Genomic DNA, 22,284 nt, shown 5'->3' with positions numbered 1-22,284 from the left:
CCGGACAACCGCACCGCCCCCGGCGCTGTGCGGTGCCGGGGGCGGTGACGGAGCTTCGGCCGGACCGGTCAGCGCAGCTGCTCGTACGCCGGCAGGGTCAGGAAGTCCGCGTAGTCCTGGTCCAGGGAGACCTGGAGCAGGAGGTCGTGGGCCTGCTGCCACTTGCCGGCGGTGAAGCTCTCCTCGCCGATCTCCTCGCGGACCGCGGCCAGTTCCTCGGCGGCGACCTTGCGGGCCAGCTCCGCGGTGGCGTGCTCGCCGTTCTCGAAGACCACGTCCGCGTTGATCCACTGCCAGATCTGGGAGCGGGAGATCTCGGCGGTGGCCGCGTCCTCCATCAGGTTGAAGATGGCGACCGCGCCCAGGCCCCGCAGCCAGGCCTCGATGTAGCGGATGCCGACCGCGACGGCGTTGCGCAGGCCGTCGTACGTGGGCTTGGCGTCGAGGGTGTCGATGGCGATGAGGTCGCCCGCAGCCACCGAGACGTCCTCGCGCAGCCGGTCCTTCTGGTTCGGCTTCTCGCCGAGGACCGCGTCGAAGGAGGCCAGCGCGATCGGCACCAGGTCGGGGTGGGCGACCCAGGAGCCGTCGAAGCCGTCGTTCGCCTCGCGGTCCTTGTCGGCCTTGACCTTCTCGAAGGCCACCTTGTTGACCTCGGCGTCGCGGCGCGAGGGGATGAAGGCGGCCATGCCGCCGATCGCGTGCGCGCCGCGCTTGTGGCAGGTGCGGACCAGGAGTTCGGTGTACGCCCGCATGAACGGGGCGGTCATCGTCACCGCGTTGCGGTCCGGCAGGACGAACTTGGCGCCGCCGTCACGGAAGTTCTTGACGATGGAGAAGAGGTAGTCCCAGCGGCCGGCGTTCAGCCCGGAGGCGTGGTCGCGCAGCTCGTAGAGGATCTCCTCCATCTCGTACGCGGCGGTGATCGTCTCGATCAGGACCGTCGCGCGTACCGTGCCCTGCGGGATGCCGACGTACTCCTGGGCGAAGACGAAGATGTCGTTCCAGAGGCGGGCCTCCAGGTGCGACTCCGTCTTCGGCAGGTAGAAGTACGGGCCCTTGCCCAGGTCGATCAGGCGCTGGGCGTTGTGGAAGAAGTAGAGGCCGAAGTCGACCAGCGCGCCGGGCACCGGGGTGCCGTCCAGCTGGATGTGGCGCTCGTCCAGGTGCCAGCCGCGGGGGCGGGTGACGACGGTGGCGAGTTCGTCGGCGGGCTTCAGCGCGTACGACTTGCCCGACTTCGGGTCGGTGAAGTCGATGCGGCGCTCGTAGGCGTCGGTCAGATTGAGCTGGCCGAGGATCACGTTCTCCCAGGTGGGAGCGGAGGCGTCCTCGAAGTCGGCGAGCCAGATGCGGGCGCCCGAGTTCAGCGCGTTGATCGTCATCTTGCGGTCGGTCGGACCGGTGATCTCCACCCGGCGGTCGTTCAGCGCGGCCGGGGCCGGGGCGACCTTCCAGGAGTCGTCCGCACGGACCGCCGCCGTCTCGGGCAGGAAGTCCAGCGTGGAGGTACGGGCGATCTCGGCGCGGCGCTCGGTGCGCCGGGCGAGCAGCTCATTGCGGCGCGGCGTGAACTGCCGGTGCAGCTCGGCCACGAACGCGAGGGCCGCGTCGGTCAGGACCTCTTCCTGCCGGGGCAGGGGCTCGGCATCGACGATGGCCAGCGTGGACGGCGCTGGTGCGGACATGAGCTGTCACTCCTTCAGCGGGCGGCGGCGTCTCATGGCCGCCGGGTCGCCTGAGACGGCACGGCGTGCCATGGCTCCGAGATACGGCCGTGGGTGCCGTCTGAGGTTCAGAGGGCTTCTGACCAGTGGATAGTAGTTTCCTCATGGTGGAAGTTCAATGGTTTGTTGATGTCGAGATTCTCCGGGTCGACAGAAACGGCCCCTCGGCGGCGCAGCGTGCCAGAGCGGGTACGGAGTGTTCACGGGGTCCGTCAAGGTCACTCCAGATGGCTCAGGTCCTGCGCGGTGTCGATGTCGTACGCCTGCGCCACATCCGAACACTCCACGAGCGTGATCGCATCGCGGTGCTCCCGCAGATAGGCCCGGGCCCCCTGATCGCCCACCGCCCCCGCCGCGATGTCCGCCCACCGGTCCGCCCCGAACAGCACCGGATGGCCGCGCTCCCCGTCGTACGAGGCGGCCACCAGGCTCGTCCGCGACCGGTAGGCCAGACGCACCCGCGCCACCGCCTCCGCCCCGATCCCCGGCTGGTCCACCAGCAGGACGATCACCGCGTCCGCGCCCGCACCGGCCAGCGCGGCCAGGCCCAGCCGGAGCGAGGAGCCCATGCCCTCCTCCCATCCCGGATTGACGGTCGCCACGGAACCCGTGAGATCGGCCCGAGCGCGCACCTCGTCGGCCGCCGCGCCCAGCACCACATGGAGCGGGCCGCAGCCGCCGTTGCGCAGCGCCCGCAGGGCGTGCTCGACCAGGGGGCGGCCGCGGTGTTCCAGCAGGGCCTTGGGGCGGCCGCCGAGCCGCCGGCCGCCGCCCGCGGCGAGCAGCACCCCCGCCACCTTCGGATTCGTCGCTTGAGAAGCCATGAGCCCTGGATATCACCGAGCCATTCGCACACGCGACACGCATGTCACTCTCAGGGGGCACCCTGATTTCTGTCCGTGGAGTGGCGCGCACTGCCTGTCATGGCGTTAACTTGCGGGCGGAACCCGGTACTTGGCCACAGCCCCGGGGTCCGGGGGTCACACGGGCACAGGGACGTGCGAGGGGGAGTGCTGTGTTGCGAAGCGTGGGGCAGAAGCGGGTCACCGGCAGTGATGAGGACCCGCGGGTGGCGGAGCTGCGTACAGCCGTCTCCCGGCTGCGCCGGGAGCTGGCCTCGCTCGCCTTCGAGTTCCCGGACCGGCCCATCGCCGAGGAGGAGCTCGAGGCACTCGATGCCATCGCGGTCGGCGGGGTCCCGGAGATCCCGGGTATGCGCAGCTCGTTGCTGCTGATCGCGGGGTCGATCGGCTCGGTCAGCGCACTCGCGGCTCCACTGCGCGACGTACGCAACGCGGTGGATCTCTTCGGGGAGCCGCCGCGCGGGTGAGGCCGGGCGTCGCCGGGTGGAATCAGCGGCGGATCAGCCTGCGGGCCGTCGCCGCCGCGACCGCCGACGTACGGGAGTCCACGCCCAGCTTCGCGTAGATGTGCACCAGGTGGGACTTGACCGTGGCCTGGCTCAGGAACAGCTTCTTGCTGATCTGGAGGTTGGACAGGCCTTCCCCGACCCATTGCAGCACCTCCAGCTCCCGGCGCGTCAGCGCCTCGGCGGGCGTGCGCATCCGGTCCATCAGCCGGTGGGCCACCGAGGGCGCGAGCGCCGAGCGGCCCGCCGCCGCCGTGCGTACCGCGCCCGCCAGCTCCTGCGGGGGCGCGTCCTTCAGCAGATAGCCGCTCGCGCCCGCCTCGACCGCCGCCAGGATGTCCGCGTCGGAGTCGTACGTGGTGAGGATCAGGACGCGGGGGCCGCCCGGCGCGGCGGTGATCGCCGCCGTGGCCTCGGAGCCGTGCATTCCCGGACCCGGGCCGAACTGGAGGTCCATGAGGACGACGTCGAAACCGCCCGCCGCCGCCAGCGCCACCGCCTCCTCGGCGGTGGCGGCCTCGCCCGCGACACGGAAGTCCGGCTCGGTGTCCAGGACCGCGCGCAGCCCCGCGCGGACGACGGGGTGGTCGTCGGCGAGCAGCAGCCGGATGGCGTTCCCCTCGCTCATGCGGCACGCTCCCCGTCCTGGGCCGGGCCCGTCACCGGCAGCGTGACCGCCAGCGCCGTGCCCTGGCCCGGCGCCGACTCCACGCTCAGCGTGCCGCCCAGCGTGGCGGCCCGCGACCGCATCGCGGGCAGCCCGAAACCGCCGTCGCCGCGCTCGTCCACCGGCGCCCCCGAGGGGTCGAAGCCCCGGCCGTCGTCCACGACGTCCAGCGCCACGGAGGTGTCCATGAAGCTCAGCGTGATCTCCGCCCGGCCCGCCCCCGCGTGGCGCACCGTGTTGGCCAGCGCCGACTGGGCGGTCCGCAACAGAGCCACCTCGTACGGCGTCGGCAGCTCCACCGGCATACCGCTGACCGCGAACCGTACGGTGAGGCCCGGCGCGGTCGTCCGGGCGCAGAGCCGCTCCAGCGCCGCCGCCAGCGAACCGTGCTCCAGGTCCGGCGGGGTCAGCGCGCGGACGAAGGAACGGGCCTCGGCCAGATTGGCCTGGGCGGCCTCACGGGCGGCGCGCACGTGCGCGGTGGCGGGCGCCTGATGGGGCAGCGTCCGCTCGGCCGCGCGCAGCAGGAGCTGGATGCTGGACAGGCCCTGGGCGAGCGTGTCGTGGATCTCCCGGGCGAGCCGTTCGCGCTCGGCGAGGGTGCCCGCCGTACGTTCCGCCTCGGCCAGCTCCGCCCGGGTGGCGACCAGCTCCACGATCAGCTCCCGGCGCCGCTCGCTCTCCCGGAACAGCGCGTCGTACCCGAGGACCGTGGCGACGGCGACGGCCGCGCCGAGCAGCGGGCCGATGAACGCGCCCGGGGTGATCTCCTGACGGTGTACGACGAAGCTCGTGATCGCGGCCGCCGCGGTGACGACGACGGTGGGGATGCCCCAGCGCGTCGGCAGCAGATGCAACTGGAGGAAGTAGAGCGGGAAGGCCACCCACAGGGCGTCCGCCGACAGGACGAGCAGCGCGAGCCACAGGCCGCAGAGCCCGGCCAGCCAGAGGGCCGCCGCCCTGGTCCCGGGGCGCAGGCACGAGGTGAGCGCCCCCTGCTGTACGGAGGTGGCGCGCGCCCCCGCCCCCGCGAGCGCCCCAACCCCGTACACCCCCGCCGTCACCAGCGTCAGCGCCACCACCGCACCCGCGTGCGGTGCGTTCCCGCCCACCGCGCGGACCGCCGCCAGGGCCAGCAGGCCCGTCAGCAGCGCGTGCAGACAGAGCCGCAGGGCAGCGGTGACGTGGGTGTGCGAACGCGAATCCATGGTCCGTCCAGCGTAGCGGCGGCCCCCGCGCGGCCGGTCAATCGAAAGGTTGATCCGACGACCTCCCCCCGCGCGATGTCTCCCCACCCCGGACAGCCGACGATGGACCCATGTTCGTCGCATGGAGAGACCTCCGGTTCGCCAGGGGCCGGTTCGCGCTCATGGGTTCGGTCGTGGTCCTGATCACGCTGCTCGTGGGCCTGCTGTCCGGTCTGACGGCCGGCCTGGCCAGGGAGAACGTCTCGGCCGTCACCGGTCTGGACGCCGACCACCTCGCGTTCGCCGCCCCGCCGGGCGACCGGTCGGTGTCCTTCGCCAACTCGACCGTCCGCGAGGACGACTGGCGGGCCTGGGCAGAGCGCCCCGGGGTCGGGGCCGCGCAGCCGCTGGGCATCCGGACGCTGAACGCCACCGCCCCCGGTGACCGTACGGCCGCTGTCTCCGCCTTCGGCGTCGAACCGGACGGCACCCTGGCGCCGGAAACGCCGGAAGGGATCGGTCCGGGACGGGTCGTGCTCTCCGAGAAGGCGGCCGAGGAGCTAGGTGCGGCGGTCGGCGACAAGATCGCGCTCGGCCGGACGGAGCGGGAGGTCGCCGCCGTCGCGGGAGACGCCTCGTACAGCCACACGCCCGTCGTCTGGACCACCCTCGACGACTGGCAGCACATCGGCCACGACGGCGCGGGCCCCGCCGAGCAGGCCACCGTGATCGCCCTGACCACCACCGGCTCCGCCGACCTGGCGGCCGGGGACGAGACGGCCGGCACCCGCACCCTCTCCCTCGACGACTCCCTCACCGCGATCGGCTCCTACCAGGCGGAGAACGGCTCGCTGCAACTCATGCGCGGCTTCCTCTTCGCCATCTCCGCCCTGGTCATCGGCGCTTTCTTCACCGTCTGGACCATCCAGCGCAGCGGCGACATCGCCGTACTGAAGGCGCTGGGCGCCTCCACCCCGTACCTCCTGCGCGACGCCCTCGGGCAGGCCGTGGTGATGCTCGCCCTCGGTACGGGCCTCGGCACCGCGCTCGCCGCCGGGGCCGGGGTCCTGATCGGCGGAGGGCCGGTGCCGTTCGTGCTGGACGCGGCGACCGTCCTGGTGCCGACAGTGATCATGATCGCCCTCGGCGCCTTCGGGGCCGCCCTGTCCATCCGGCGGATCACCGCCGTCGACCCCCTCATCGCACTCGGGAGTGCCCGATGACGCTCACCCTCACCGATGTGACCCTCACCTACCCGGACGGCGACGGGCGGCTCACCGCCCTGGACCGGGTCTCCCTGGAGGTTCCGGCGGGCACGCTCACCGCCGTCGTCGGGCCGTCCGGTTCGGGCAAGTCCAGCCTGCTCGCCGCCGCCGCGACCCTGGTCACCCCGGACTCCGGTGAGGTCGTCGTGGCCGGTACGAGGACGGGTCCACTCACTCCGGCGGGGCGGGCGGCCCTGCGCAGGGAGCACATCGGGATCGTCTTCCAGCAGCCGAACCTGCTGCCCTCGCTCACGGCCGCCGAGCAGCTCCAGGTGATGGCCCATCTGTCGGGCGGGCGGGCCCGGGAAGCCCGCCGCCGGGCGGTGGAGCTGCTGGACGCGGTGGGCCTCGCCGACCGGGCGGACCGGCGGCCGCACCAGCTGTCGGGCGGTCAGCGCCAGCGGATCAACATCGCCCGCGCCCTGATGAACGAGCCGGAGGTGCTGCTGGTCGACGAGCCGACCAGCGCGCTCGACCACGAGCGGGGCGCGGCCGTGCTGGACCTGCTGGTCACCCTGACCCGGGAGCGCGCCACCGCCACGGTGCTGGTCACGCACGACCTGGCGCACCTGGACCGGATGGACCGCACGGTGACGATGGACGACGGCCGGCTGACCGTACCGGCGGCGGTCTGAGCCCTGGGGTCGGACCTGCACCGTTCTGGGCTCAGCCGCTCGTCCCGTTGCTCGCCAGCGCGTCCGACAGCTCCTTGGCGACCTGCTGGAGGATCGGCACGATCCGCTCGGTCGCGCTCTCCGTCACCCGGCCCGCCGGGCCCGAGATGGAGATCGCGGCCGAGGTGGGGGACTTCGGTACGGAGACCGCCAGGCAGCGGACCCCGATCTCCTGCTCGTTGTCGTCCACCGCGTACCCGGCCCGGCGCACCAGCTCCAGGGCGTCGAGGAACCCCTCCGGTGTGGTGATCGTCTTCTCGGTCGCGGCCGGCATGCCGGTCCGGGCGAGCAGCGCGCGGACCTCGTCGGCCGGGGTGTCGGCGAGGAGCGCCTTGCCCACCCCGGTGGAGTGCGGCAGGACCCGGCGGCCGACCTCGGTGAACATCCGCATGGAGTGCTTGGAGGGCACCTGGGCGACGTACACGATCTCGTCGCCGTCCAGCAGCGCCATGTTCGCCGTCTCCCCGGTCTCCTCCACCAGCCGCTGGAGGTAGGGGCGGGCCCAGGTGCCGAGCAGCCGGGACGCGGACTCGCCCAGGCGGATCAGGCGGGGGCCCAGCGCATAGCGGCGGTTGGGCTGCTGGCGTACGTAACCGCAGACGACGAGGGTGCGCATCAGCCGGTGGATGGTCGGCAGGGGCAGACCGCTGCTCGCGGACAGCTCGCTCAGCCCGACCTCGCCCCCGGCGTCGGCCATCCGCTCCAGCAGGTCGAAGGCGCGCTCGAGGGACTGCACCCCACCGCTGGAACCGGAGGGCTTGGAGTCGGCTGTGCTGGCGTGGGACGGCGGCACGTCAACGGTCCTTTCGAAGCGGAAGGCAAGGCAGCAGCCTACCGGGCGCTTCCCGATCGGCCCACAGCCGACAGGACGGCGTCCGTGCCGGTCAGGGGCTGTTTTGTCCGGGTGCCGACGGCGTGGCGGCGGTCGGCGCGGTGGTGCGGTGCTGCCTCTCCTGGCCCATGCTACGTTCCGCACTCCGAAATATGACTTTTACTTTGTGGAAACCTCCAGTCGGACCGCCGCGCTGGCCCGCCGGCTCGCCGTCCCGGAAAGTGGGGTCTTGACGAGGGCGATTCCCAAGTGAAGACTCCTTCAAAAGTTTCAACAGTTCGTTGAATTCCTGAGTTCGTCGAATTCTGGAGTGAAGGAGGCACGGGTGTCCGGTCCGGACGTGAACCTGGTACTGCGCTCGACGCGCGTCGCCACCCCCGAGGGCACCCGCCGCGCGGCGGTCGCCGTCGCGGGCGGCACCATCGACGCGGTACTGCCGTACGACACCGAGGTGCCCGCGGGCGCCCGCCTGGAGGACCTCGGCGACGACGTCCTGCTCCCTGGCCTGGTCGACACCCACGTCCATGTGAACGACCCCGGCCGCACCGAGTGGGAAGGCTTCTGGACCGCCACCCGCGCGGCGGCGGCCGGCGGCATCACCACGCTCCTGGACATGCCGCTCAACTCCCTCCCGCCGACCACCACCGTCGAGCACCTGCGGATCAAACAGCAGGTCGCCGCCCCCAAGGCACACGTCGACACGGGCTTCTGGGGCGGTGCGATCCCCTCCAACGTGAAGGACCTGCGCCCGCTGTACGAGGCCGGGGTCTTCGGCTTCAAGTGCTTCCTCTCGCCCTCCGGCGTGGAGGAGTTCCCCGAGCTGGACCAGGAGCAGCTGGCCCGCTCCATGGCGGAGATCGCCGGATTCGGCGGGCTGCTCATCGTCCACGCCGAGGACCCGCACCACCTGGCCGACGCCCCGCAGCGCCCCGGCCCCGCCTACGCCGACTTCCTCGCCTCCCGCCCGCGCGACGCCGAGAACACCGCGATCGAAGGGCTCATCGCCCACGCCAAGCGGCTGGGCGCCCGGGTCCACGTCCTGCACCTCTCCTCCAGCGACGCGCTGCCGCTGATCGCCGCCGCGAAGCGTGAAGGCGTCCGAGTCACCGTCGAGTCCTGTCCGCACTTCCTCACCCTCACCGCCGAGGAAGTCCCGGACGGGGCGACCGAGTTCAAGTGCTGCCCGCCGATCCGCGAGGCCGCCAACCAGGACGCCCTGTGGGCCGGACTCGCCGACGGCACGATCGACTGCATCGTCTCCGACCACTCGCCCTGCACCACCGACCTCAAGACCCCGGACTTCGCCTCGGCCTGGGGCGGCATCTCCTCCCTCCAGCTCGGCCTGCCCGCCATCTGGACCGAGGCCCGCAGGCGCGGCCACTCCCTCGACGACGTCGCCCGCTGGATGTCCGCCGCCCCCGCCGCGCTCGCCGGGCTGACCCGCAAGGGCGCCATCGAGGCCGGACGCGACGCCGACTTCGCGGTCCTCGACCCCGAGGCGACCTTCACCGTCGACCCCGCCGAGCTCTTCCACCGCAACCAGGTCACCGCCTACGCCGGAAAGACACTGCACGGCGTGGTGCGCTCCAGCTGGCTGCGCGGTGTCCGCATCGCGGCCGACGGCGTCCTCGCCGAGCCCGCCGGCCGCCTCCTCGAACGCGACCACTGACCGTGCCCCGAAAGGAACTCCCGACCATGACGGACACCGCGATACCGCGCTTCACCGGCGACGCGAGCCCCTACGCCGGCGGCGACCCGTACGCCGACCACCGCACCGCCGACTTCCCCTTCACCCACCTCGTCGACCTGGCCGACCGCCGCCTCGGCGCCGGGGTCATCGCCGCCAACGACGAGTTCTTCGCCGAGCGCGAGAACCTGCTGAAGCCCGGACCCGCCGTCTTCGACCCGGAGCACTTCGGCCACAAGGGCAAGATCATGGACGGCTGGGAGACCCGCCGCCGACGTGGGGCCGGCGCCGCCGAACCGCACCCCACCCCCGGCGACCACGACTGGGCCCTCGTCCGCCTCGGCGCCCCCGGCGTCATCCGGGGCATCGTCCTGGACACCGCCCACTTCCGGGGCAACTACCCGCAGGCCGTCTCCGTCGAGGCGGTCTCGCTGCCCGGCTCCCCGTCCCCCGACGACCTCCTCGCCCCCGACGTGAAGTGGACGGTGCTCGTCCCCCGTACGGCGGTCGGCGGCCACGCGGCCAACGGGTTCGCCGTCGACGCCGAGCAGCGCTTCACCCACCTGCGGATCAACCAGCACCCCGACGGCGGGATCGCCCGGCTGCGCGTGTACGGAGAGGTCGCCCCCGACCCCGCCTGGCTCGCCGCGCTCGGTACGTTCGACCTCGCGGCCCTGGAGAACGGCGGCCAGGTCGAGGACGCCTCCGACCGCTTCTACTCCCCGGCCACCAACACCATCCAGCCCGGCCGCTCGCGCAAGATGGACGACGGCTGGGAGACCCGCCGCCGGCGCGACAAGGGCAACGACTGGATCCGCTACCGGCTCGCCGCGCAGTCCGAGATCCGGGCCGTCGAGATCGACACGGCCTACCTCAAGGGCAACTCGGCGGGCTGGGCGAGCCTTTCGGTACGGGACGGCGAGGACGGCGACTGGTCGGAGCTCCTGCCCCGGACCCGGCTCCAGCCCGATACCGATCACCGCTTCGTCCTGGACGGGCAGGTGCGCGCCACCCACGTACGGATCGACATCTTCCCGGACGGCGGGATCTCCCGGCTCCGGCTGTACGGGTCCCTCACCGAGGGCGGCGCGGACGCGCTGGCGGCCCGTCACCGGGAGCTCGGCGGCTGACATCGGGCCGGTGTGCCACCGCGATCGCAGGGGGATCGCGGTGGCACACCGACGTGTGCGCGGCCCCTCAGAACTCCTCGTGCGTGTCCGGGTCCCCGCCGAAGCGCCGCTGCCGCCCGGAAGCGATCGTGGTCAGCTCCTGCGCCGTCAGCTCGAAGCCGAACAGGTCCAGGTTCTCCCGCTGCCGCCTCGGGTCCGCCGACTTCGGGACCGGCACCGCACCGACCTGCGTGTGCCACCGGAGCACCACCTGCCCCGGGGTCACCCCGTGATCCTCGGCGATCGCCACCGTCGACGGGTCCTCCAGCACCTCGCGGCCCCGGGCCAGCGGGCTCCAGCTCTCCGTGACGATGCCCTTCGTCGCGTGCACCGCCCGCAACTCCTCCTGGGGGAGCAGCGGGTGCATCTCGATCTGGTTCACCGACGGCAGCACACCCGTCTCCCGCTCCAGCCGCTCCAGATGGGCGGCGGTGAAGTTGGAGACGCCGATGGAGCGGACGAGACCGTCCTCGCGGAGCCGGATCATCGCCTTCCAGGTCTCGACGTACTTGTCGACGTGGGGGAGCGGCCAGTGGATCAGGTACAGGTCGACGTACTCGACGCCCAGCCGGGCCCGCGACTCCTCGAAGGAGGCCAGCGTCTGCTCGTACCCCTGATGCCGGCCGGGCACCTTCGTGGTGAGGCGGATCTCCTCGCGCGGGACGCCGCTGCGGGCGATGCCCCGGCCGGTGCCGGTCTCGTTGCCGTAGTTGAGGGCCGTGTCGACGAGCCGGTAGCCGAGCCCCAGGGCGCCCGCGACGGCCTCCTCGGCCTCCGCGTCGTCCAGCGGGTAGGTGCCGAGGCCCACCGCCGGAAGGGTGGTGGAGTCGTTGAGCGTGTGAACCGGTGTGTCGCCCATGGTCCGTGCTGTCCTTCCGGTAGCCCCCTCGTCACGTCCTGCCCCGTCCCGGCCAGCGTAGGCGGGCGGCCGGGACGGGGCAGCTCGACGGCGGGCGGTCCCGGGGGAGGCGGCTCGGCTCAGGCCGAGTGACCGCCGTCCACGACGACCTCCGTGCCGGTGATGAACGCGGCGTCCGCGCTCGCCAGGTACGCCACCAGGGAGGCCACCTCCTCCGCCGTGCCGAAGCGGCCCAGTGCGGTGGCCGCCCGCTGGCCCTCGGCGAACGGTCCGCCGGCCGGGTTGAGGTCGGTGTCGACGGGGCCCGGCTGGATCAGGTTCACCGTGATGCCGCGCGGCCCCAGCTCCCGGGCGAGCGGCCCGGTCAGCCCGGCGAGGGCGGACTTGCTCATCGTGTAGAGCGTCGATCCGGGCCCGCCCGCGTACCGGCTCAGGGCGGTACCGACCGAGATGATGCGGCCGCCGTCGGCCAGCCGGCCCGCCGCTGCCCGGCAGGCGAGGAAGACCGCCCGCACGTTCACCGCCAGGACCCGTTCGACCTCGGCGTCCGACAGCGCCGCTATCGGCCCGAGGACGCCGATGCCCGCGTTGTTGACGAGGACGTCGAGCCGGCCGAGCGCGTCCGCCGCGCCGTGCACCGCCCCGGCGGCTCCGTCCGCGTCCGCCGCGTCGCACCGCAGGGCGACCCCGCGCCGGCCCGTCCCCTCGATCTTCGCGACGACCGCGCGGGCGGCCTCCTCGTCCTGTACGTAGGTGATGGCGACGTCCGCGCCCGCCTCGGCGAGCCGCAGGGCGGTGGCCGCGCCGATGCCGCGGCTGCCCCCGGTGACCAGGGCGGCCCGGGGCGCGGGGGCGGTGACGGTGGTGGTGCTGGACATGGCGGGGTTCCTTGCCTTCGGGGAGCGCCGCCGATCCGGCGACAGGAACCAGCAAAGCGACCCGGAGGCCCGGACACCGGCGGGAATCGGACGGGGTGTGGCCACGGCCCGCCCCAACCGCCGTCATCCCGGAGGAGCATCCACGGCTCGGAGCACCGGAATCATCTGGCGCGCAGGCAGATCTTGCGCCGGGAAGTGCGCGGTCGGCGGGCGATGCCGCTGCTCGCCCGCCGCAGCGTCAACCGCCGCCGCAAGGGCACCACCACACTGGCCGGTGCTTCGGGGCCGAAGCACCGGCCAGGGAAACGCACCGGCCAGGGAAACGCAGCGGAGTGCAGGCGTCGGCGTCGCGGTTCCCACGAGGTGGCGCCACAGGGCGGCGCGGGTGTGCCACGCCACGAGGTGAGTCGCCGAGGTCATGGGCCGAGCACGCTGAAGTGGTCAGCGAGGGTGCTCGCGCCTGCCTCTCCCGGAATCCTGGACGACGCCTCGGAGTGTGCCCAGCCAACGCAAGTACGTTCGTTCTCCCTGCTGTCGCCGGTCGTCCCTACGGCTTGATGTTCTGGTTCACGTGGAACAGGTTGCTGGGGTCGTAAGCCCTTTTGACCTCTACGAGGCGTTCGTAGTTACCCCGGTAGTTGGCCTTGATACGGCCCTGGTCGTCCTCGGCCATGAAGTTGATGTACCCGCCTTCCTCCGAGTGCGGAGCGGTGGCCTGGTAGTAGTTGCGCACCCAGGCGGTGTTGGCCTCGTTGTCGGCAGGGTCCGGCCACATTCCGGCGATGACGGTGGCGAACGTGGCATTCCGATAGGCGAAGGCCGTGTCCTCCGGTGCCACGCGGTGGCAGGCACCGTTGATCGGGTAGATGTGCACTGTCGAATTCACGGCGGGTAGCCGAGGCCCGTGATCGAGGTGTGCTGTGATCGCCGCATCACTGAGCTCTGTCACGAAGTTGGCCTTCCAGTAGTGCTGCAGGCCAGGCGGCACCAGCGCGTCGAACGCGCTGTTGAGTGCGGAATACGGCATGGGGCCGACGTGCTCGGCAACCACCGGTGCGATATCACGGAACCGCTGGACGGCGCGCTCTCCCTCATCCATGGGTCCGGCCCAGCACGCGACGATGAGGATGAAGGTGTCGCCGTGCCGGTTCTCCGGGATGAACGGCAGTGGCGGGGCGATCTGGAAGGCGGGGAAGCCGCCGAGTTCCTCCGGGGCGTCGGCGATGAGTTCGCGGAACGAACGCAGAACCGTGCCGGCATCTTCCAACTCGTACAGGATGGGCCCGCCATAGATGTCCTTGACCGGACTGAGCTGGAACTCGAACGATGTCACCGCGCCGAAGTTGCCGCCGCCGCCGCGGATGGCCCAGAACAGGTCGTCGTGTTCGTGCTTGCTCGCGACGAGCAGCCTGCCGTCCGCAGTCACCACATCGGCCGAGATCAGGTTGTCGCAGCTCAGGCCCAGGCTGCGGGCGAGGTATCCGATGCCGCCACCGAGGGTGAGTCCCGCGACGCCGGTGGTGGAGACGATCCCGCCCGTGGTCGCCAGACCGAACGCGTGCGTCGCAGCGTCGAAGTCGCCCCAGGTCGCTCCGCCGTCCACCCGCGCGGTCCGTCGCTCGGGATCGACGCGGACGCCTCGCATGCCGGACAGATCGGCTACCACGCCGTCGTCGCAGGTCCCGAAGCCGGGCACACTGTGCCCACCACCACGCACCGCGAGGTCCAGCTCATTGTCACGTGCGAAGCCGACCGCAGCCATGACGTCGCCCGCATTGGCACACCGCACGACGGCGGCCGGGCGGCGGTCGATCATGCCGTTGTAGACCTTGCGCGCCTCGTCGTAGCCATCGCTGTCAGGAGTGACTACCGGCCCCCGTGCACGTTCCCGCAACTGATTGATCGATGAGGTGTTCACCAACCTCACTCCTTGCGCGTCATTGCCATGAGTTCCGGAGATGCTCGGCCCTGCGACGCCGGTCGCCCCTTGCTCCCCCGGCCGCTCCGCGGCCCGGCTGCGTCCGGTCCAAGTGTCTTTCACGCTACGCCGATGAGCCGGATGCTCAACTCGACAGCCTCGGGAACGTCCACGCCGTCAGTGTCACCGGTCGTGGGTTGCTGATGGCAGGCGGTTGCGCCCGGCCGCCGACCAGCTCACAGGCGCCTACGACCAACGCTCCCCGCGCTACCCGGCGGCCCTCGGCCTGCTCCTGCTGCGCGGGGTCACCGCCGGTGGCCGAGCGGCGGCGGCGACCGTTCGGCCACCCACGACTTCCTCACCGAGGCCCAGGAAGCGTTCCTACAGCCGGCAGGGTCGACTCGCAGACGGATACCAGGCGCTGCGCATCGCCGAGAGCTGGGCCGCGCAGGACGTCCGGCGTTCGGCCATCCGAGAGTTGGTCGCGGACATGGCTGCCCGCGACCGTCGTCGTACGCTGCCTGAACTGCATCACTTCAGCCGCCAACTGGGAGTCCCCGCGTGAGCGATCGGTCCGGGCACGAGGCCGGCAGGCCGTTTCTGTACGTCGTCGTGTGCGCGGCGGGCATCGCAGGTGATGTCGGCCGACTGATCTCGGCAGCTCAGGAGGCCGGCTGGGAGGTGGGTGTCGTTGCCACCCCTCAGGGTCTGGGCTTCATCGACGCGCCGTCCATCGAAGCGCAGACCGGTTACCCGATCCGCTCGGCCTGGCGGGCCCCCGCCGACCCGCGCCCTCTCCCGCCCCCGGACGCCATCGCTGTCGTACCGGCGACGTTCAACACGATCAACAAGTGGGCGGCCGGGATCTCGGACACGCTGGCGCTGGGCATCCTGTGCGAGTCGTACGGCCTCGGCGTTCCCACCGCGGTCCTGCCGTACGTGAACGCGGCCCAGGCGGCCCATCCCGCGTACGCCGAAAGCCTGCGGAGGCTGCGGGACATGGGCATCCTGATCGGTTCCTGCGAGCCCCACCGGCCCAAGGCCGGCGGCGGGGCGGACCGTTTCCACTGGGAGGAAGCGCTGGACCTGCTGGCACCCACGCGGTCCCCAGAAGCGTGATCACCTGTACCGGAACTGTGGCGCAAAGGCGATGCACGGGTCCTGACCAGGTCCGGACGACAAGCAAGGCCCCGGTCACTGACCAGGGCCTTCATCGAAGAGCTGGTGACGAGAACCGAACCCGCGCTCCGGGCTTGGGAAGCTCACAGCACCGGCAGCTGCGCGCCCTCCGTCGCCGCCGCCCGCAGCCGTCCCAGGATCGCGCGCGCCGCCTTGCCGTACCCGAGGCTGTTGTTCTGCAGCACCGACTCCGCGTTGGCCAGCTCCAGGAAGGCGATCACCTCGAAGGCCAGTTGACGTACGTCGGTGTCCCCGGCCAGTTCGCCCGCGGCCCGCGCCTCCTCGATGGTCTCCTCGACGAAGGTGACCCAGCCGGTCTGCGCGGCGGCCAGCGCGTCGTGCACCTTGCCGCCGCGCGCGTCGAACTCGGCGGTGGCCGCGTAGAAGAAGCAGCCGCCGCGGAAGACCCGCTCCCGGGAGTACGCGATCCACGCCTCGCACATCCGCCAGACCCGGCCGATCCCCGGCGGGACCGAGCGGGCCGGGCGCAGCACATGGTCGACGTAGACCGCGACCGCGGCGCGCACCGTGGCGAGCTGCAGCTCCTCCTTCGAACCGAAGAGGGCGAACACACCGCTCTTGCTGAGCTTCAGCTCGGCAGCCAGCCGCCCCAGGGAGAGGCCTTCCAGCCCTTCCACCGAGGCGATCTGCACCGCACGCCCCAGGATCAGCTGCCGCGTCTGGTTGCCCCGCTCGATCCGCCCGTCCAGCCGTACTGCCGCCATGTGACCACTCCGTACCTCAGAGTTATCGAGGCGTCATTCTAGGGACGGCCGGAGGTGCCGCCGGACCATCCGCCGCCCGGTCCGCCTCCCCGTTCACCGGCGCGTCCGGCCCTGACCACGGGCGATACCGGCGGATGATCCGGGCGGGATCCGGTCCGTGAGACAGGTGTTCCTTTCCGCCACGCCCGGCGAGTAACGTGATCGTTTCCGCGTGTGAGCCGGTGAGGTCTCCACCATCTGTCCCCTGTGGAGAACCAGGAGCACCAGGTGTCCGCTGCCGTCGCGCCCGCACCCGCCCTCGCGCCGCCCCGCACAGCCTGGCTCACCGACCTCCCGGTCCTGGCGGTCGCGGTCGTCTGGGGCGCCAGTTACCTCGCCGCCAAGGGCATCACCACCACCCACACCGTCATCGCCGTCCTCGTCCTGCGCTTCGCGATCGTGCTGCCCGTCCTGGTGGCGACCGGGTGGCGCAAGCTGCGGGCGCTGACCGGCGCGCAGTGGCGGGGGGCCGGGCTGCTGGGCCTGGTGCTGAGCGGGATCTTCCTGCTGGAGACGTACGGGGTCGTCCACACCTCGGCCACCAACGCCGGACTGATCATCAGCCTCACCATGGTCTTCACGCCGCTCGCCGAAGCCGCCGTGACCCGGGTCCGGCCCCCGGCCTCCTTCGTCGCCGCCGCCGGGCTCTCCGTCGCCGGAGTGATCCTCCTGACCCAGGGCGGCGGGTTCACCAGCCCCTCGGCCGGTGACCTGCTGATGCTGCTCGCCGCCCTCGCCCGTACGGTCCACGTCCTGGCCATGGCCCGTATGAAGGCGGTCCGGTCGGCCGACTCGCTCTCCCTGACCACGGTCCAGCTCGGCAGCGCGGTCGCCGTCTTCGCCGTCCTCGCCGCCCTGCCGGGGACGGGCGCCTCGCCGTGGAGCGTGGCGGCGGACTTCGGTCCCCGGGAGTGGGCGGGGCTGATCTTCCTCTCCGTGTTCTGCACGCTGTTCGCGTTCTTCGTGCAGATGTGGTCGGTACGCCGCACCTCGCCGTCCCGGGTCAGTCTGCTGCTCGGTACGGAACCGCTGTGGGCCGCCGCCGTCGGCATCAGCATCGGCGGCGAACGGCTCGGCGCCCTGGGGGTGGCCGGGGCCGTCCTCGTCCTGGCGGGCACCGCGTGGGGGCGCCGCAGCGCGGAACGCCGGGACCCGTCGGGCGGGGCGGACACATGATCAGGCCGTGGGTCAGGTCTTGATCGCATCCGCCGCGACCATGACGGCGGCGCCCGTCACCACCAGCACGATGTGGACGAAGAGCGCGTGGTCGCTGAGGAAGTCGATGTGCCGCACCAGCGTCCACAGCCGGAACCAGCCGGTCCACTCGTACAGCAGCCCGCCGACCCCCTGGATGAAGACGAGGAACCCGATCGTCTCGACGATTTTCTTCATGCGCCGAGCCTCCCGTCCGGGCCCGGTGGGCCGCGTCGGCCACAGGGCCCGACCGCCGCGCCGAAAGTAGCGGGTCCCGCGACTTTGGTCGCTCCCTCGCCGCACCGGGCCCGTCCCGGCCGCCCGGCTGCGTAGCTTTGTCGATATGACGCGCACCGAGTACCGCTGGCTGCTCCCCTCGGCGATGGCCGGCGCCGAGCTGCCCGGCGACCGGGCCCGGGCGCGGCGGACCGTACGCGACTGGGTCGTCGACATCACGGCGTTCCTCATCGCGGCGGGCATCGCCCTGCTCGTCCTCGCCGCGATCGAGGCCGACGAGTCCACCGCGGACATCGTCGTGGTCGTGGACTCGGTGATTGGCGCGGCGGCCTGCTGCGCGCTCTGGATCCGGCGGCGCTGGCCCGTCGGGCTGGCCGTCGCCCTGGTCGTCATCTGCATCGTCGAGCCCGTGGCCGCCGGTGCGCTGATGGTCGCCCTGTTCAGCCTGGCCGTCCACCGCCCCTTCAAGCCGGCGGCGGTCGTCGGCGCGGGCGCGCTGATCGTGGCGCCCCTCCAGCCCTGGCTGCGTCCCGACCCGGAGACAGGCTTCGTCACCTCGGTCATCTTCGGGGTCCTGCTGATCCTGCTGGTGCTCAGCTGGGGGATGGTCGTACGTTCCCGGCGCCAGCTCGTCCTCACGCTCCGCGAACGGGCCCGCCGCGCCGAGGCCGAGGCGGAACTCCGCGCCGAACAGGCCCAGCGGCTGGCCCGCGAGGCCATCGCCCGCGAGATGCACGACGTCCTCGCCCACCGGCTCACCCTGCTCAGCGTCCACGCCGGGGCCCTAGAATTCCGGCCCGACGCCCCCACCGCCGAGATCGCCCGGGCGGCCGGGGTCATCCGGGACAGCGCCCACGAGGCCCTCCAGGATCTACGGGAGATCATCGGCGTGCTGCGCGGCCCCGGGGACGCGGGCGAGGGCGAGCGGCCCCAGCCCACCCTCGCCACCCTGGACGGGCTGATCGACGAGTCCCGCCGGGCGGGCATGAAGGTCACCGTCGACCAGCGCGTCGCCGCCCCGGCGGACGCCCCCGCCGCCACCGGCCGCACGGTGTACCGCATCGCCCAGGAGTGCCTGACCAACGCCCGCAAACACGCACCCGGTGCGGAGGTCACCGTCACGGTGACCGGCGGGCTCGGGGACGGGCTCACCATCGAGGTGGCCAACCCGGCCCCCACCGAGCCCTTCGAGCGGGTGCCCGGCTCCGGCCAGGGCCTCATCGGCCTCACCGAACGCGCCACGCTCGCCGGGGGCCGGCTGGAGCACGGCCCCACGCCGGACGGCGGCTTCGTGGTCCGCGCCCGGCTGCCCTGGCCCGCCGCGTGAGGCGGGGGAGCCTGCCGGCCGGGACCGACTGGTTACGGTGACTGTCATGAACACCCCGGCCTCCCTGACGCCTCCCGCCTCGCCGCCCGTCCGGCTGCTCATCGTCGACGACGACCCGCTCGTACGCGCCGGACTCACCCTGATGCTCGGCGGGGCCGACGACATCGACATCGTGGGGGAGGGCGCGGACGGCAGCGAGGTCGCCGCCCTGGTCGAACGGCTGCGCCCCGACGTCGTCCTGATGGACATCCGGATGCCCGGCATGGACGGGCTCACCGCGACCGAGGAGCTGCGCCGCCGCCCCGGCGCGCCCGAAGTCGTCGTCCTCACCACCTTCCACGCCGACGAACAGGTCCTGCGGGCCATCCGCGCCGGAGCCGCGGGATTCGTCCTGAAAGACACCCCGCCCGCCCGGATCGTGGACTCCGTCCGCAGGGTCGCCGCCGGGGACCCGGTGCTCTCGCCCGCCGTCACCCGGCAGCTCATGGCCCGGGCCGCCGGCGGCACGCCGGGCGACCGCACCAGCCGGGCCGAGCGGGCCCGCGGGCGGTTCGCGGAGCTGGCGGAGCGGGAGAGGGAGGTGGCGGTGGCCGTGGGACGCGGACACTCCAACGCGGAGATCGCGGGCGAGCTGTACCTCAGCGTCGCCACCGTCAAGGCCCAGGTCTCGCGGATTCTCGCCAGACTCGGCCTGAACAACCGGGTCCAGATCGCCCTGTTGGTCCACGATGCCGGGCTGCTCGACACGGACGAGGAGGAGAGCGACGGCCTACGCTGAGTGGACGGGACCGGCTTACGCCGACCGGATCGGACCGGCTTGCGCCGCGTGGCCGGGCCGGCCTACGCCGAGCGCATCGGGCCGGCCCTACGCTGAGCGGTCCGGACCGGAAGAGGGGGCTGACCACGTTGGCTGTGCTCGATCTGCGGGATCTGCCGGATTTCACGGCGACCCCCTACCCGTACTACGCGAAGCTGCGCGCCGAGGGCCCGGTGCACACGGTGCGCACCCAGCACATCGAGCGCCTCCACCTGGTCGTCGGCTACGAGGAGGCCCGCTCGGTCCTCGCCGACCAGCGGTTCGGCAAGGACTGGCGGACCACCGAACGCTGGTCCGCCGGATCGAACGCGATCAGCGCCAACATGCTGGAGCTGGACGCCCCGCACCACACCCGGCTGCGCAGGCTCGTCGTCCGTGAGTTCACCGCCCGCCGGATCGAGGCGCTGCGGCCCCGCGTCACCGAGATCACCACGGAGCTCCTCGACGCGATGGTCCCGGCCGGCTCCGCCGACCTGGTCGACGCGCTCGCCTTCCCGCTCCCGATGACCGTCATCTGCGAGCTGCTCGGCGTCCCCGACATCGACCGGGACACCTTCCGCACGCTGTCCAACGGCGTCGTCACCCCCACCCCGGCCCAGCGGGAGGACGACGTGGTCGGCGCGATGGGCGCCTACCTCGTCCAACTGATCGAGGACAAGCGCAGCTCGCCCGGCGACGACCTGCTGAGCGCGCTGATCAGGAGCCGCGACGAGGGCGGCGACGGTCTCTCCGCCGACGAACTGGTCGGCATGGCCTTCCTGTTGCTCGTCGCCGGGCACGAGACCACCGTCAACCTCATCTCCAACGGGGTGCGGGCCCTCCTCGACCACCCGCACCAGCTCGCCCTGCTGCGGGCCGATCCCGGGCTGCTCGACGGGGCGGTGGAGGAGATGCTGCGGTACGACGGGCCGGTGGAGACCGCCACCTTCCGGTTCACCCAGGAGGACGTCACGGTCGGCTCCACCGTGATCCCGCGCGGCGAGGTGGTGCTCGTCGCCCTCGCCTCGGGCGACCGTGACCCCGAGCGGTTCGAGGACCCGGACACCTTCGACATCCGCCGCGCACCCCAGGGGCACCTGGCCTTCGGCCACGGGGCGCACTACTGCCTGGGCGCCCCGCTGGCCCGCATGGAGGCACGCGTCGCGATCGGGGCCCTGCTGGAGCGCTGCCCGGACCTCGCCCGCGACCCGGCGGGCGGCGACCCGGACTGGCTGCCCGGCCTGCTGATGCGCGGGGTGCGGCGGCTGCCGGTGCGCTGGTGAGGCCGCTGTCCCCGCACAACTCTCCGAGAAGGGAAACGCCTTGAGCACCGAAACGACCCCGCAGACCGACGAGCCGATCGACCTCGCCGCACTCGGCGAGGAGTTCACCCGCGACCCCTACCCCGTCTACGCCGCGTTACGGGCCAGGGGCCCGGTCCACCGGGTCCGCATCCCCGAGGGCACCCACGCCTGGCTCGTGGTCGGGTACGAGGCCGGGCGGACGCTCCTCGCCGACCAGCGGCTCTCCAAGCAGTGGGCCAAGGCCTCGCCCGCCCTCGGCGTCACCAAGGTCTCCGCGGGCACCTCGATGCTCAGCAGCGACACCCCCGACCACACCCGGCTGCGCAAACTCGTCGCCCGGGAGTTCACCCCGCGCCGGATGGAACAACTGACCCCGCGCGTCCAGGAGATGACCGACGAGCTGCTGGACCGGATGCTCGCGGCCCCGGACCGGCGGGCCGATCTCGTCGAATCGCTCTCCTACCCGCTGCCGATGAACGTCATCTGTGAACTGCTCGGTGTGCCGTTCCTGGACCGGACGGCCTTCCGCGAGTGGTCGAACCAGGCGGTCTCCTCGGTCGACGCCTCGAAACGCGACTCCTCCACCCGGGCGATGGCCGCCTACCTGACCGGGCTGCTCCAGGACAAGCGGGCGCGGCCGGGCGAGGACCTGATGAGCGCGCTCATCCACACCGCCGACGAGGACGGCGACCGGCTCTCCGCCGACGAACTGATGGGCATGGCCTGGCTGCTGCTCGTCGCCGGTCATGAGACCACCGTCAACCTCATCACCAACGGCGTGCACAACCTCCTGACCCACCCGGACCAACTCGCGGCCCTCCGGGCGGACTTCGGGCTGATGGGCAACGCGGTGGAGGAGATCCTGCGCTTCGAGGGGCCCGTCGAGACACCCACGTACCGCTTCACGACCGAACCGGTCGACATCGGCGGCACGGTGATCCCCGGCGGCGGCGAGCTGGTCCTCGTCGCGATGTCGGACGCCAACCGGGACCCCGCCCGCTACCCTGACGCATCCCGCTTCGACATCACCCGGGACGCCCGGGGCCATATCGCCTTCGGGCACGGCATCCACTACTGCCTGGGCGCCCCGCTGGCCCGGATCGAGGCCCGGGTCGCCATCCGGTCCCTGCTGGAGCGCTGCCCGGAGCTGCGGCTCACCGCCGACCCGGCGACGCTCGACTGGCGCACCGGCATCCTGATGCGGGGACCGCTGAGCCTGCCGGTGGGCTGGTAAGGGGCCCTCGGCCGCCC

At 72.3% G+C, this 22,284-nt stretch carries 21 protein-coding genes and 1 pseudogene; 12 read left to right on the top strand and 10 right to left on the bottom strand.

The features are described from left to right. Positions 1-68: 68 nt before the first annotated feature. Both aceB and ACK8N7_RS05845 read right to left on the bottom strand, forming a co-directional pair. On the bottom strand, positions 69-1,688 hold the full coding sequence (gene aceB, locus ACK8N7_RS05850) for a malate synthase A (protein ID WP_403211117.1): 1,620 nt from the start codon (positions 1,686-1,688) through the stop codon (positions 69-71). A gap of 257 nt (positions 1,689-1,945) precedes the next feature. Then, positions 1,946-2,551: a nucleotidyltransferase family protein gene (locus tag ACK8N7_RS05845; protein ID WP_403211115.1), complete on the bottom strand. Its 606-nt coding sequence runs from the start codon at positions 2,549-2,551 to the stop codon at positions 1,946-1,948. A 191-nt stretch (positions 2,552-2,742) separates the two neighbouring features. Between ACK8N7_RS05845 and ACK8N7_RS05840 the strand changes: the two genes are divergently transcribed. Next, the gene (locus ACK8N7_RS05840) at positions 2,743-3,057 is read left to right on the top strand and encodes a DUF5955 family protein (protein WP_500441294.1); all 315 of its coding nucleotides are present in this window, start codon (positions 2,743-2,745) and stop codon (positions 3,055-3,057) included. 22 nt (positions 3,058-3,079) lie between these two features. Here ACK8N7_RS05840 and ACK8N7_RS05835 read toward each other — a convergent pair whose 3' ends face one another. Both ACK8N7_RS05835 and ACK8N7_RS05830 read right to left on the bottom strand, forming a co-directional pair. Beyond that, positions 3,080-3,724 (bottom strand): response regulator, encoded by a 645-nt coding sequence (locus tag ACK8N7_RS05835; protein WP_403211113.1) that lies wholly within the window; start codon positions 3,722-3,724, stop codon positions 3,080-3,082. Then, on the bottom strand, positions 3,721-4,971 hold the full coding sequence (locus ACK8N7_RS05830) for a sensor histidine kinase (RefSeq protein WP_500441292.1): 1,251 nt from the start codon (positions 4,969-4,971) through the stop codon (positions 3,721-3,723). The genes ACK8N7_RS05835 and ACK8N7_RS05830 overlap by 4 nt, the downstream gene beginning before the upstream one ends. Positions 4,972-5,081: 110 nt before the next feature. On the opposite strand from ACK8N7_RS05830, the gene ACK8N7_RS05825 reads away from it, so the two are divergent. Further along, complete coding sequence (locus ACK8N7_RS05825; RefSeq protein ID WP_500441290.1) at positions 5,082-6,173, top strand: ABC transporter permease; 1,092 nt, start codon at positions 5,082-5,084, stop codon at positions 6,171-6,173. Further along, a complete protein-coding gene (locus ACK8N7_RS05820; protein ID WP_319347915.1) occupies positions 6,170-6,850 on the top strand; it encodes an ABC transporter ATP-binding protein in 681 nt (226 codons plus the stop codon). Before ACK8N7_RS05825 ends, ACK8N7_RS05820 begins: the two co-directional genes overlap by 4 nt. 31 nt (positions 6,851-6,881) lie before the next feature. Here the strand turns inward: ACK8N7_RS05820 and ACK8N7_RS05815 are convergent, their stop codons facing one another. Then, complete coding sequence (locus ACK8N7_RS05815; RefSeq protein WP_500441287.1) at positions 6,882-7,682, bottom strand: IclR family transcriptional regulator; 801 nt, start codon at positions 7,680-7,682, stop codon at positions 6,882-6,884. Positions 7,683-8,046: 364 nt separating this feature from the next. On the opposite strand from ACK8N7_RS05815, the gene allB reads away from it, so the two are divergent. Further along, the gene (gene allB, locus ACK8N7_RS05810) at positions 8,047-9,390 is read left to right on the top strand and encodes an allantoinase AllB (RefSeq protein ID WP_500441285.1); all 1,344 of its coding nucleotides are present in this window, start codon (positions 8,047-8,049) and stop codon (positions 9,388-9,390) included. A 26-nt stretch (positions 9,391-9,416) separates the two neighbouring features. Then, positions 9,417-10,538 carry an allantoicase gene (alc, locus tag ACK8N7_RS05805; protein ID WP_500441283.1) on the top strand — a complete coding sequence of 374 codons (1,122 nt, stop codon included), beginning with the start codon at positions 9,417-9,419 and terminating at the stop codon, positions 10,536-10,538. Positions 10,539-10,605: 67 nt separating this feature from the next. Here the strand turns inward: alc and ACK8N7_RS05800 are convergent, their stop codons facing one another. The 3 genes from ACK8N7_RS05800 to ACK8N7_RS05790 all read right to left on the bottom strand — a co-directional run bounded on the left by ACK8N7_RS05800 (position 10,606) and on the right by ACK8N7_RS05790 (position 14,241). Continuing rightward, positions 10,606-11,436 carry an aldo/keto reductase gene (locus ACK8N7_RS05800; RefSeq protein WP_500441281.1) on the bottom strand — a complete coding sequence of 277 codons (831 nt, stop codon included), beginning with the start codon at positions 11,434-11,436 and terminating at the stop codon, positions 10,606-10,608. A 119-nt stretch (positions 11,437-11,555) separates the two neighbouring features. Next, positions 11,556-12,314: an SDR family NAD(P)-dependent oxidoreductase gene (locus ACK8N7_RS05795; RefSeq protein WP_500441279.1), complete on the bottom strand. Its 759-nt coding sequence runs from the start codon at positions 12,312-12,314 to the stop codon at positions 11,556-11,558. Positions 12,315-12,861: 547 nt separating this feature from the next. Beyond that, positions 12,862-14,241, bottom strand: a complete 1,380-nt coding sequence (locus ACK8N7_RS05790) for an FAD-binding oxidoreductase (RefSeq protein WP_403211098.1) — start codon at positions 14,239-14,241, stop codon at positions 12,862-12,864. A 205-nt stretch (positions 14,242-14,446) separates the two neighbouring features. Here ACK8N7_RS05790 and ACK8N7_RS05785 point away from each other — a divergent pair. Together ACK8N7_RS05785 and ACK8N7_RS05780 are read left to right on the top strand one after the other, a co-directional pair. Next, positions 14,447-14,797, top strand: a pseudogene (locus ACK8N7_RS05785) (hypothetical protein); the annotation flags it as partial. Beyond that, positions 14,794-15,351 (top strand): flavoprotein, encoded by a 558-nt coding sequence (locus ACK8N7_RS05780; RefSeq protein ID WP_403211096.1) that lies wholly within the window; start codon positions 14,794-14,796, stop codon positions 15,349-15,351. The pseudogene ACK8N7_RS05785 and the gene ACK8N7_RS05780, both read left to right, overlap by 4 nt. A 143-nt stretch (positions 15,352-15,494) precedes the next feature. Here the strand turns inward: ACK8N7_RS05780 and ACK8N7_RS05775 are convergent, their stop codons facing one another. Continuing rightward, complete coding sequence (locus ACK8N7_RS05775; RefSeq protein ID WP_398813283.1) at positions 15,495-16,136, bottom strand: TetR/AcrR family transcriptional regulator; 642 nt, start codon at positions 16,134-16,136, stop codon at positions 15,495-15,497. Between the two features lie 267 nt (positions 16,137-16,403). Here ACK8N7_RS05775 and ACK8N7_RS05770 point away from each other — a divergent pair, with 267 nt between their 5' ends. Further along, on the top strand, positions 16,404-17,351 hold the full coding sequence (locus tag ACK8N7_RS05770; RefSeq protein ID WP_403211094.1) for a DMT family transporter: 948 nt from the start codon (positions 16,404-16,406) through the stop codon (positions 17,349-17,351). A 12-nt stretch (positions 17,352-17,363) separates the two neighbouring features. On the opposite strand, the gene ACK8N7_RS05765 is transcribed toward ACK8N7_RS05770, so the two are convergent. Then, positions 17,364-17,567 carry a hypothetical protein gene (locus ACK8N7_RS05765; RefSeq protein WP_398813288.1) on the bottom strand — a complete coding sequence of 68 codons (204 nt, stop codon included), beginning with the start codon at positions 17,565-17,567 and terminating at the stop codon, positions 17,364-17,366. 145 nt (positions 17,568-17,712) lie between these two features. On the opposite strand from ACK8N7_RS05765, the gene ACK8N7_RS05760 reads away from it, so the two are divergent. The 4 genes from ACK8N7_RS05760 (at position 17,713) to ACK8N7_RS05745 (ending at position 22,267) form a co-directional block, all read left to right on the top strand. Further along, positions 17,713-18,933 (top strand): sensor histidine kinase, encoded by a 1,221-nt coding sequence (locus tag ACK8N7_RS05760; RefSeq protein WP_500441276.1) that lies wholly within the window; start codon positions 17,713-17,715, stop codon positions 18,931-18,933. 46 nt (positions 18,934-18,979) lie between these two features. Continuing rightward, a complete protein-coding gene (locus ACK8N7_RS05755) occupies positions 18,980-19,711 on the top strand; it encodes a response regulator (RefSeq protein WP_500441274.1) in 732 nt (243 codons plus the stop codon). Positions 19,712-19,839: 128 nt separating this feature from the next. Beyond that, a complete protein-coding gene (locus ACK8N7_RS05750) occupies positions 19,840-21,012 on the top strand; it encodes a cytochrome P450 family protein (RefSeq protein ID WP_500441272.1) in 1,173 nt (390 codons plus the stop codon). A gap of 40 nt (positions 21,013-21,052) precedes the next feature. Then, positions 21,053-22,267, top strand: coding sequence for a cytochrome P450 family protein (locus tag ACK8N7_RS05745; RefSeq protein ID WP_500441270.1), 1,215 nt, complete (start codon positions 21,053-21,055; stop codon positions 22,265-22,267). Positions 22,268-22,284: the final 17 nt, after the last annotated feature.

The sequence above is a fragment of the Streptomyces griseobrunneus genome, from assembly GCF_046713465.1.
Taxonomy (GTDB): domain Bacteria; phylum Actinomycetota; class Actinomycetes; order Streptomycetales; family Streptomycetaceae; genus Streptomyces; species Streptomyces microflavus.
The sequence above is the reverse complement of the archived record's forward strand: the minus strand, read 5'-3'. Positions and strand labels throughout refer to the sequence as shown.